The 11,096-nt window shown below is 70.2% G+C and carries 6 protein-coding genes and 1 tRNA gene; all 7 read left to right on the top strand.

The features are described from left to right. Positions 1 to 578 precede the first annotated feature (578 nt). The 7 genes from dnaN (at position 579) to G6R24_RS13285 (ending at position 10,306) form a co-directional block, all read left to right on the top strand. Complete coding sequence (dnaN, locus tag G6R24_RS13315; RefSeq protein WP_163549568.1) at positions 579 to 1,760, top strand: DNA polymerase III subunit beta; 1,182 nt, start codon at positions 579 to 581, stop codon at positions 1,758 to 1,760. Position 1,761: 1 nt separating this feature from the next. Continuing rightward, positions 1,762 to 2,928 (top strand): DNA replication/repair protein RecF, encoded by a 1,167-nt coding sequence (recF, locus tag G6R24_RS13310; protein WP_163549567.1) that lies wholly within the window; start codon positions 1,762 to 1,764, stop codon positions 2,926 to 2,928. Beyond that, positions 2,918 to 3,640 carry a DciA family protein gene (locus G6R24_RS22390; RefSeq protein WP_225438480.1) on the top strand — a complete coding sequence of 241 codons (723 nt, stop codon included), beginning with the start codon at positions 2,918 to 2,920 and terminating at the stop codon, positions 3,638 to 3,640. Before recF ends, G6R24_RS22390 begins: the two co-directional genes overlap by 11 nt. 200 nt (positions 3,641 to 3,840) lie before the next feature. Further along, positions 3,841 to 5,775, top strand: a complete 1,935-nt coding sequence (gyrB, locus tag G6R24_RS13300) for a DNA topoisomerase (ATP-hydrolyzing) subunit B (RefSeq protein WP_163549569.1) — start codon at positions 3,841 to 3,843, stop codon at positions 5,773 to 5,775. Positions 5,776 to 5,842: 67 nt separating this feature from the next. Further along, positions 5,843 to 8,347, top strand: coding sequence for a DNA gyrase subunit A (gene gyrA, locus G6R24_RS13295; RefSeq protein WP_163549566.1), 2,505 nt, complete (start codon positions 5,843 to 5,845; stop codon positions 8,345 to 8,347). 1,322 nt (positions 8,348 to 9,669) lie between these two features. Beyond that, on the top strand, positions 9,670 to 10,167 hold the full coding sequence (locus G6R24_RS22385) for a DUF3566 domain-containing protein (protein ID WP_225438478.1): 498 nt from the start codon (positions 9,670 to 9,672) through the stop codon (positions 10,165 to 10,167). Positions 10,168 to 10,232: 65 nt separating this feature from the next. Further along, positions 10,233 to 10,306, top strand: a tRNA-Ile gene (locus G6R24_RS13285). The last annotated feature ends 790 nt before the right edge of the window (positions 10,307 to 11,096 follow it).

The following is an 11,096-nucleotide window of genomic DNA, read 5'->3' as shown; positions in this document are numbered from 1 at the left end:
CTAACCCACGATCAAAGCGCTACCTGACCAGTTACGCGATTAAATCGGTGGAAGCGGCCGTGGACAGACTGTGGATAACTCGGGGATCCGGTGTGGAGGGACAGTGTGGTCCCTGTGGACGCGATCCCGGCCTGTGGATATCTCCTGCGCCGATCCACAGCGGCCCCCACAGGTTTTGCACCGGCCTACAGGGGCTCTGACCTGCGAAAACTCGAGTTATCCCCAGTTTCCACATCCCCTACTACGACGGCTCTTAAGATCTCAAATTTAAAAATTTAAAAATCAAGAACTGCAAGTACTAGGGGATGTGGAAAACTCGCTTCAAGATCGCGAATCCGGAACGATCATGATCGGATCGTTGGACGATCAAGCTTCTTCTGATCAGGAGGCAGAAGCGCGATCAGGCGGTCGGGAGGAGGTCGGCCGTCCGCCGTCGCGGGCTCCTGCCAGCGGCTGGGGCTGGGGCCAGCCGCCCGTCGGTGGCGCCTGGCACTCTGGGATGCTGATCGGTGTTCCCAACGGAACGACTCCGAACGCCGGTGAGAACGAGCCGGTGGGAACGACAGGAGGGGCTAACCATGAAGTTCCGGGTGGAACGGGACGAATTCACCGAGGCGGTCGCCTGGACCGCCCGCACGCTGCCGAGCCGGCCGACCACCCAGCTGCAGGTGCTGTCGGGACTCCTGCTCGACGCCACCGGTCCGCTGCTCAAGGTCGCGGCCTACGACTACGAGGTCGCCGCCCAGAGCACGGTGCACGCCGCCGTCGAGGAGGAGGGCCGCGGCCTCGTCAACGGCAAGCTGCTGGCCGAGATCACCCGAGCCCTCCCCGCCGCTCCGGTCGACCTGTCCGTCGATGGCACCAGGCTCGTCCTGACCTGTGGGAACGCCCGGTTCGCGCTGCCGATGCTCCCGGTGGACGACTACCCGACGCTGCCCTCGATGCCCCCGGTCACCGGGCGCATCGAGGGCAGCGCCTTCGCCGCGGCCGTCGCGCAGGTGGCGATCGCCGCCGGCCGTGACGACACCCTCCCGGTCCTGACCGGTGTGCGGATCGAGATCCAGGGCGACTCCCTCACCCTGGCCGCGACCGACCGCTACCGCCTCGCCGTGCGCACGCTGAAGTGGCGTCCCGCCGGCGAGGCCAGCGAGTTCCCCGGCGCCCCGGCCACGGTCGCGCTGGTGCCGGCCCGCACCCTGCTGGACACGGCCAAGTCGCTGTCCGGGTCGGGTGTCGAGGTGTCCATCGCGCTGGGCGCCGGGCCGTCCGGGGAGACGCTGGCCGGCTTCGCGGGTTCGACCCGGCAGACCACCACCCGGCTGCTCGAAGGTCAGTTCCCGCCGTTTCGCAAGCTGCTGCCGGACAGTTCACCGCTGATCGCCCAGCTGGAGATCGCCTCGTTGCAGGAGGCCGTCCGACGGGTGGCGTTGGTCGCGGCGAAGACGGCACCGGTGCAGCTGTCGTTCTCCCCGGATCACCTGGTGCTCGAGGCCGGCACCGGCGGTGAGGCGCAGGCCACCGAGACACTGCCGGTCAGCTACGACGGTCCGGAGCTCTCCGTCGCGTTCAACCCGTCGTACCTGCTGGACGCGCTGGGCGCCCTGGAGTCCGACGTGGTGCGGATCGGCTTCGCCAGCGCCGACGATCCCACCGTCGCGGCGAGCAAGCCGGCGATCCTCACGGGCAAGCTGGCCGCCGACGACAACGGCGAACTGCCCGACTACCGGTATCTGCTGATGCCGATCCGGTTGAACGGATGACGTGCATCTCACCCATCTGTCCCTCGTCGATTTCCGGTCGTATCCGTCGCTGGAGCTGACGCTGGGTCCTGGGGTTGTCACGTTCGTGGGCAGCAACGGCCAGGGCAAGACGAACCTGCTCGAGGCGATCGGCTATGTCGCGACGCTGGCCAGCCATCGGGTGTCCGCCGATGCCGCCCTGGTACGTGACGGTGCGTCACGGGCGGTGGTGCGGGCGCGGATCGTGCGCGGCGACCGGGCGGCGCTGGTCGAGCTGGAGATCGTCCCAGGACGGGCGAACCGGGCAAGGCTGAACCGGGCACCGGTGTCCCGGGCGCGCGACGTGCTGGGCCTGCTGTGCACGGTCCTGTTCGCACCCGAGGATCTCGCGCTGGTCAAGGGTGACCCGGCTGGACGGCGGCAGTTCCTCGACGAACTGCTGGTCGCCCGCACGCCCCGGCTGGCCGCGGTGCTCGCCGACTACGACCGGGTGGTCCGGCAACGTTCGACGCTGCTGCGCACGGCCGGCGCGGCCCGACGTTCCGGCGGTCGGGGTGACCTGCGCACCCTGGACGTCTGGGACGGCTACCTGGCCACGCATGGCGCCGAGGTGCTCGCCGCCCGGCTGGCGCTGGTCGAGGCGCTGCGGCCGGCGGTGGCCACCGCCTACCGGTCGGTCGCCGGCGCCGAGGTCCCGATCGCGTTGGAGTACACCAGTTCCATCGACTACCGCGCCGCCCTCGAGTCCGGCGATGACGCGCCCACGGTCGGTTCCGCCGGTGGCGACCGTGCCCGGCTGGCGCAGGCCATCCACGGGGCTTTGGCCGCGGCCCGCTCCCGGGAGATCGAGCGCGGGATGACCCTGGTCGGACCGCACCGCGACGATCTGGCGCTGTCGATCAATGACCGGCCCGCCCGCGGCTACGCGAGCCATGGTGAGTCGTGGTCGCTGGCGTTGGCGCTGCGGCTCGCCTCGTTCGAGCTGCTGCGAGCCGATGACCGCGAACCGGTCCTGCTGCTCGACGACGTCTTCGCCGAGTTGGACGCCCGCCGCCGGGCCCGGCTCGCCGCACTGGTCGCCCCCGCCGAACAGGTGCTGGTGACGGCCGCGGTGGCGGAGGACGTGCCCGTCGAACTGGCCGGTACCCGCTACACGGTTCTGGACGCGCAGGTGCGCCATGCCGGCTGACCCGTCCGAGGTGTCCCCGGCGGCGGCCGCGGCGGCCGCCGCGCGCGGGGCGGATCTCGCCCGGCAGGTGCTCGCCCAGGCGAAACAGGACGCGCGGGATCGAGCCCGGGGCCGACGTCCGACGCCGGACCCGAACCGGTCCGGAGCCGGCCGCGGCCAGGCGGGCCAGGACCGTGACGCGGGCGGCGGTGACCATCCGGCCGGCGGCGTGGCGGGCGCGGCGTTCCCCGGCGGCCCGGGAGGCCGGTTCCAAGGCGGTGGCAGCGGCGGTGTCGGTGGGCGGCGTCGAGCGGACGACGACGGCCAGCCGCCCCGGCTGGCGCAGCTGCCGGGGATCGCTCGGCCGGGGCGGCAGTGGCGGGAGCCGTTGGCGTTCGGGTCCGCGATCGGCCGGCTGCTCGCCTCGCGTGGCTGGCGGGAACAGGCGGCGGACGCGAGTGTGCTCAGCCGCTGGGACGTCATCGTGGGGCCGGACATCGCCGAACGCTGCACCCCGGTGTCCCTGCGTGACGGCCAGTTGGAGCTGGTCGCCGAGTCGACGGCCTGGGCCACCCAGATGCGGATGCTGGCGCCGCAGATCCTCGCGATCCTGCACCGCGAGTTCGGCCCTCGGGTCGTCCAACGGATCACGGTGCGTGGGCCGACGGCGCCGTCCTGGCGTCACGGGTCGATCCGGACCGGCGGGCGTGGTCCCCGGGACACCTACGGTTGATCTCGTCCAGTCGCTCGTCGATCGGGCGTCGGCTGGCCTCGTGACGGCGTGGAAGGCCGAACGACGTCGGTCGGGTAGGGGAGTTCACCATCCCCTTGCTCGGGGCGCTGTGTCAGCGTCAGGGGTCACCCTGCGTCCGCCATAACGGGTCGCGAGGTAGACTGGTGGATACTTCCGCCCAGAACGAGGGGACCCGCAGCGTGGCCTACGACGCTAGTTCGATCAAGGTTCTCGAAGGTCTCGACGCGGTCCGCAAGCGTCCGGGCATGTACATCGGCTCCACCGGGGAGCGCGGCCTGCACCATCTCGTCTACGAGGTGGTCGACAACGCGGTGGACGAGGCGCTCGCCGGTTACTGCGACACGATCTCCGTGACCCTGCTGGCCGACGGCGGCGTCCGCGTGGTCGACAACGGCCGTGGCATCCCGGTCGGCATGCATCCGGTGAAGAAGGTGCCGACGGTCGAGCTGGTGCTGACCACCCTGCACGCGGGAGGCAAGTTCGACGGCCAGTCCTACGCGGTCTCCGGTGGTCTGCACGGCGTCGGTGTCAGCGTCGTGAACGCCCTGTCCACCCGGCTCGACGTCGAGATCCAGGTGGACGGGCACGTCTGGTTCCAGCCGTATGTGGCCAGCCGTCCGGCGAAGCCACTGGTCAAGACCGGTCCGTCGAAGAAGACCGGCACGTCCGTCACGTTCTGGGCGGACCCGGAGATCTTCGAGACCACCGAGTACAAGTACGAGACGCTCTCCCGGCGGCTCCAGGAGATGGCCTTCCTCAACAAGAGCCTGTCGATCACGCTGATCGACCAGCGCGGTGAGGAGGAGCTCCAGTCCACCTACCGGTACGAGAACGGCCTGGTCGACTTCGTCGTCCACCTCAACGCCACCAAGGACGCGATCCACCGCAGCGTGATCTCGCTGGAGTCCAAGGGCACGGGCATCGAGGCCGAGCTCGCGATGCAGTGGAACGCCGGCTACTCCGAGTCGGTCTACACCTTCGCGAACACGATCAACACGCACGAGGGTGGCACCCACGAGGAGGGCTTCCGCGCCGCGCTGACCAGCGCCGTCAACGCCTACGCCAAGGACCAGAACCTGCTCAAGCCGGTCAAGGCCGGGGCCCGCGGCGGCGACGAGCGGCTCTCGGGTGACGACATCCGCGAGGGCCTGACGGCGATCATCTCGGTGAAGCTCGCCCAGCCCCAGTTCGAGGGGCAGACGAAGACCAAGCTCGGTAACACCGAGGCGAAGAAGTTCGTCCAGGAGATGTGCTACTCGGCGCTCAAGGACTGGTTCGAGGTGAACCGGACCGAGGCGCGGGCGATCGTCAGCAAGTCCCTCGACGCGCAGCGGGCCCGGATCGCCGCCCGCCAGGCCCGGGACCTCACCCGGCGCAAGGGTCTGCTCGGTGGCACGGGGCTGCCCGGCAAGCTGTCGGACTGCCAGTACACCGACCCGGAGCGCTGCGAGCTGTACATCGTCGAGGGTGACTCGGCGGGTGGCTCGGCCAAGGGCGGTCGGGACTCCAAGTTCCAGGCGATCCTGCCGCTGCGCGGGAAGATCCTCAACGTGGAGAAGGCCCGCATCGACCGGGTCCTGAAGAACACCGAGGTCCAGGCGCTGATCCAGGCGCTGGGCACCGGCATCCACGACGACTTCGACATCGCCAAGCTGCGCTACCACAAGATCGTGCTGATGGCCGACGCCGACGTCGACGGTCAGCACATCCGCACGCTGCTGCTCACTCTGCTGTTCCGGTTCATGCGTCCGCTGGTCGAGGCCGGTCACGTCTTCCTGGCCCAACCCCCCCTCTACAAGATCAAGTGGGGTCGTGAGGACTGGGAGTACGCCTACTCCGACCGCGAGCGCGACGGTCTGCTCCAGCGCGGGGTGGAAGCCGGGCGCAAACTGCCCAAGGACGCCATCCAGCGGTTCAAGGGTCTCGGCGAGATGAACGCGACCGAGCTGTGGGACACCACCATGGACCCGGACCGGCGCATCCTGCTGCAGGTCACCCTGGACGACGCGGCCGTCGCCGACGAACTGTTCTCCGTGCTCATGGGCGAGGATGTCGACGCTCGTCGCAGCTTCATCCAGCGCAACGCCAAGGACGTGCGTTTCCTGGACATCTGAGCCAGCGCACCCCGGGACGGCTGCCCGTCCCCCTGACGACTGATCCCTCTTGCCCTGGAAGGACCCCGTGGTCGACGTCCTGCCGCCACCCCCCGCTGACCGCATCGAACCCATCGGCATCGAAGTCGAGATGCAGCGGTCGTATCTCGACTACGCCATGTCGGTCATCGTCGGACGCGCGCTGCCCGAGGTACGGGACGGGCTCAAGCCCGTCCACCGTCGGGTGCTGTATGCCATGTACGACGGCGGCTACCGCCCTGACCGCGGGTACTTCAAGTGTTCCCGTGTCGTCGGGGACGTCATGGGTAACTACCACCCCCACGGCGACACGGCGATCTACGACACCCTCGTCCGGCTCGCGCAGAGCTGGTCGCTGCGGTATCCGCTGGTCGACGGCAACGGCAACTTCGGTTCGCCGGGCAACGACCCGCCCGCGGCCATGCGGTACACCGAGGCCCGGATGGCCGCGCTGGCCATGGAGATGCTGCGCGACATCGACCAGGAGACCGTCGACTTCGCGCCGAACTACGACGGCCGTTCGCAGGAGCCCCTGGTCCTGCCCAGCCGGTTCCCGAACCTGCTGGTCAACGGGGCCGGCGGCATCGCGGTCGGGATGGCGACGAACATCCCGCCGCACAACCTGCGTGAGGTCGCCTCCGGTGTGCAGTGGGCGCTCGACCACCCCGACGCGACCGACGAGGAACTGCTCGAGGCGCTGCTCGGCCTGGTCAAGGGCCCGGACTTCCCCACGTCCGGCCTGATCGTCGGGCGCAGCGGCATCGAGGACGCCTACCGCACCGGCCGCGGCAGCATCCGGATGCGGGCGGTCGTCAACGTCGAGGAGAACAAGAGCCGCACCCAGCTCGTCGTCACCGAGCTGCCCTACCAGGTGAACCCGGACAACCTCGCCGAGAAGATCGCCGAGCTGGTCCGCGACAACAAGGTCACCGGCATCTCGGACGTCCGCGACGAGACCTCGGCCCGTATCGGTCAGCGCCTGGTCATCGACCTCAAGCGGGACGCCGTCGCCAAGGTTGTGCTGAACAACCTGTACAAGCACACCCAGCTGCAGGACACCTTCGGCGTCAACATGCTGGCGATCGTCGACGGGGTGCCGCGCACGCTGCGCCTCGACCAGATGATCCGCTACTACGTCGAGCACCAGGTCGACGTCATCGTCCGGCGCACCCGTTACCAGTTGCGCAAGGCCCGCGAGCGGCTGCACGTCCTGGACGGTCTGCTGATCGCGCTCGACCATCTGGACGAGGTGATCAGCCTCATCCGCAACGCCGAGTCGGCGGAAGCCGCCCGCGGCCAGCTGATGGAGCGTTTCACGCTCTCGGAGATCCAGGCGACCGCGATCCTGGACATGCAGCTGCGCCGCCTGGCCGCCCTCGAGCGCCAGCGGATCATCGACGAGGCCGCGGAGCTGCGGGCCCGGATCTCCGAGCTGGAGGCGATCCTCGCCTCACCGTCCCGCCAGCGGGAGATCATCGGCGAGGAGCTCGCCGAGGTCGTCGAGAAGTTCGGCGACGAGCGACGCACCCGGCTGGTGCCGTTCGAGGGCGACATGTCCATCGAGGACCTGATCGCCCGCGAGGACGTCGTCGTCACCGTCACCCGCGGCGGCTACGCCAAGCGCACCAAGACCGACCTGTACCGCTCGCAGCGTCGCGGCGGCAAGGGTGTGCAGGGCGCGGCGCTGCGCGAGGACGACATCGTCGAGCACTTCTTCGTCACCACCACCCACCACTGGCTGTTGTTCTTCACGAACAAGGGACGGGTGTACCGGGCGAAGGCGCACGAACTGCCCGAGCAGGCCCGCTCGGCCAAGGGGCAGCACGTCGCGAACATCCTCGCCTTCGGCCAGGACGAGCGGATCGCCGAGGTCATCGCTCTGCAGGACTACGAGGTGTCGCCGTACCTGGTGCTCGCCACCAAGCGTGGCCTGTGCAAGAAGACCTCGCTGCGCGATTTCGACTCCAACCGGGCCGGCGGCCTGGTGGCGATCAACCTGCGCGACGACGACGAGCTGATCGCCGCCCGCCTGGTCGCCCCCGGCGACGACCTGCTGCTGGTCAGCCGCAACGCCCAGTCGATCCGCTTCCACGCCGACGACGACCAGCTTCGCCCGATGGGCCGGGCCACCTCCGGTGTGATCGGCATGCGCTTCGACGCCGAGGACGAACTGCTGTCCATGGACGTCGTCGTCCCCGACAGCACCGCCGACCTGTTGGTCGCGACCTCCGGCGGCTACGCCAAGCGGACGCCGCTGGCGGAGTACCCGGTGCAGGGCCGCGGCGGCAAGGGTGTGCTCACCGCTAAGATCGTCTCGACCCGCGGCGGGCTCGTCGGCGCGCTGGTCGTCGAACCGGACGACCAGCTCTACGCGATCGCGTCCAACGGGGGTGTGTTGCGCACTGTTGCCCAGGACGTCCGCCGAGCGCAGCGCCAGACGATGGGTGTGCGCCTCATCGATCTGGAATCCGGTGTGCAGGTCGTCGGGGTGGCGCGTAATGCTGATGTGGAGGACACCGACGCCAGCGACGGTTCCCCGGCCCAGGACGGCTGAGTCCCGGACCGTGGAGCTCGACGCCGGGCGGCGGCCGTCCGCGTCGCGGTGCCGGCCCCGGCAGCGCGTCCAGGTGGCACCGCGCGATGCGGTCGCGTGGCAGGGGCGGGCGCACGAGCGGCGTGCGTCGCCCGGAAGCGAACCGGGAGTGGTCCGTGAGCGACAGTCAGGATGACCGGCCTGACCGGCCGGGCGCCCAGCGCGGCGCTGCCTCCGCCGGCTCCGATCGTGCTGGTTCCGATCACGCCGATCCGGACCGTGCTGGTTCGGAACGTGCTGGTTCGAAGGATGTCGGCCCCGGTCGTGGCGCGTCCGGCGGCCGGTCGTCCGCCGGTGGCGGTGCGTCCGTCAGTAGCGGTGCGTCCGGTGGTGGTGGGACGGCTGACGGGGACGGCGAGACGATGGTGATGCCTGTGACGGGTGACTCGGGACCGTCATCGGGCGGCCTGGCGAGGGGCACCGGCGCCGAGGGCTCCAGCCGAACCGCTCGTTCCCAGGGTCCCGCTCGTTCCGGGGACACGGACACCGGCGGCGCCGGGGGTCCTGGGGGCGCGGGGGGCCATGGGAGCACTGGGGGTGCCGGTAACGGTGACTCCGGTCGAACCGGTGCGTCCCGCGCGGCGGAGTCAGCCAGCGCGAGCCCGTTCTTCCAGCGGTCGGGACAGTCGGCGACGGACGACTCCGACAGCCTGGAAGACCAGGGCGGTTCATGGGCGAGCAACCCGAGCCGGGGCGAGGCGGAACCACCGAACGCCAGCGCGGCGGCGACCACCCGCCAGCCACCGCCCGCTCGGGCCTCTGGCGCGGGAGGATCGGGTGCGAGAACGTCGTCACCAGGCAAGTCGTCGCCGGGAAGCTCGTCCGCGGGCACGTCATCCGCGGCCAGGGTGAGTTCGGGGGCGGCCTCGGCCTCGGCCTCGGCAACCCGCAAACTCGAGGCGGGCGCCGTATCGTCGCCCGCGAGGTCCCCCGCGTCGACGCCCGCTGGCGGCATCGACCGGTCCACTGCCCGTACCGAGCCCCCGGCCGAACGGACCAGGGACAACGACACGATGTCCCTGGTCCGTTCGCCATCCACGACGAGGAGCCGTGCCACGAAGCCCGACAGCACCCGCGCCACGCCGCCGCGCGGGGCCGCTCCTGACGGTGTCCGGCCGGCCGCACCGCCGCGTGTGCAGGCCGCGACGCCCGCCGCGTCCGCCGCGACGACCGTGCACGGACGACCAGGCACCGGTGCGGGCCCCGCGGCCACCGCTGGCCCCGCACCAACAACCACCCCGGCCGCTGGCACCCGCACCGGCACCGCCGGTCCCGGCCGTCCGATGACCACGACCTCGCCCGACGCGCTGGCCCGCCAGTTCGACACCGCCCCCGGGGACCGACCGGGCGGTGCTGCTCGCGGCGGTGAGGGCACCAGGCCCGGCGGAGGCGGTTCCGGTGGCGGCTCCCGCCCACCGGGCGCCGGCCGACGCGCGAAGCTGCGCCTGTCCAAGGTCAACCCGATCACGGTGACCCGGCTGAGCTTCGCCTTCTCGCTGTGTGTCTTCGTCGTCCTGCTCGTCGCCGTCGCGGTGCTCTGGTTCGTCCTGAACTCGATCGGCGTGTTCGACAGCGTCACCGACGCGGCCGACACCCTCACCGACAGCAGCGCGGGTGACGTGCGGGGCTGGCTGTCGTTCGGTCGGGCCATGGAGATCAGCCTGCTCATCGGCGCGATCAACGTGATCCTGATGACCGCCCTGACCACCCTCGGTGCCCTGCTCTACAACCTCTGCGCCGAGATGATCGGCGGTATCGAAGTGACCCTCAGCGACCAGTAGCGCGATCGTGGCGGCGCCGGTACCCACCCCGGCGCCGCCGTCCTGTATGGTTGCAGTCGTTGTCCGGACCTATAGCTCAGTCGGTTAGAGCGCTTCCCTGATAAGGAAGAGGCCGGTGGTTCAAGTCCACCTAGGTCCACACTTTTCGTACCCGCATCGATCGGCTGTCTGATCGATCATCGTGAGATCCTCGAACGCATGACGTGCGTTTTTGGTGCGCTCGCAGCATGATTCTCCCCCGGCCCGCCGCGCGATCAGCACGAGAGCGCCGCAGGCGCACCGCTCGCTCTCGACGGGGGCCAGGAACGCCGGGCTGTTCCTCTCCCACGCCGCCCGCCAGGCCCATCCGGTCAGGTGGCGCCAGGCCCGCGCTGGGCGGTGCCGAGCTGGCGATCCCGGGACGACGACGTAGAGGCCGCCAGGAGCGCGCACACCCGGGCGCCTCCACCGTGGGCGCGCCCTGGTGCTCCTGGGTCCATCCGCGCGGTCACGTAGCCGTACGCCCCGCCGGTCCAGCCCGGCCGGCCCTCGCTCCGGTCGCCGCGATGCTGCCGCTTCTGGGCTGTTCCCGGCATCCGCAGGGAATGTGACAGATCGCGAGCCTGTCGCCGGGCGGTCCTAGAAGAATCGGTTCGTGGTCGTCGAGCACGGAAGGTCGACGGTTCCCACCGGGTACGCGAGCGAGGGAAGCGCCCCGTCAAGGCGCCGCGGCGAGGCCCGGACATGCCCTGCACCTGTCAGACCGGCTCGCTTTCGGGACCCAGGTCGACATCGAAGTCGCGGCCGGAGCACACCTTTCGAACCGGGGCGTCCGCTGCCCGAACCAGCACCTTTGAAGACCGGTGCGGACCGGACGTGCTCTCCGAAGGCCACTGCTACCGGATCTTCTCCCACAGGCCCGGTAGCATGCTGGATGTGCGGTCGATGCG

It is taken from the genome of Candidatus Frankia nodulisporulans (assembly GCF_902806475.1).
In the GTDB taxonomy this organism is placed as follows: domain Bacteria; phylum Actinomycetota; class Actinomycetes; order Frankiales; family Frankiaceae; genus Frankia; species Frankia umida.
This window is presented reverse-complemented; position numbering and strand designations above follow the sequence as displayed.

Excerpts from the sequence above, each read along its gene's own strand:
- G6R24_RS22390 (WP_225438480.1), top strand. The coding sequence starts at position 2,918 with ATGCCGGCTGACCCGTCCGAGGTGTCCCCGGCGGCGGCCGCGGCGGCC.
- dnaN (WP_163549568.1), top strand. The coding sequence starts at position 579 with ATGAAGTTCCGGGTGGAACGGGACGAATTCACCGAGGCGGTCGCCTGG.
- G6R24_RS22385 (WP_225438478.1), top strand. The coding sequence starts at position 9,670 with ATGACCACGACCTCGCCCGACGCGCTGGCCCGCCAGTTCGACACCGCC.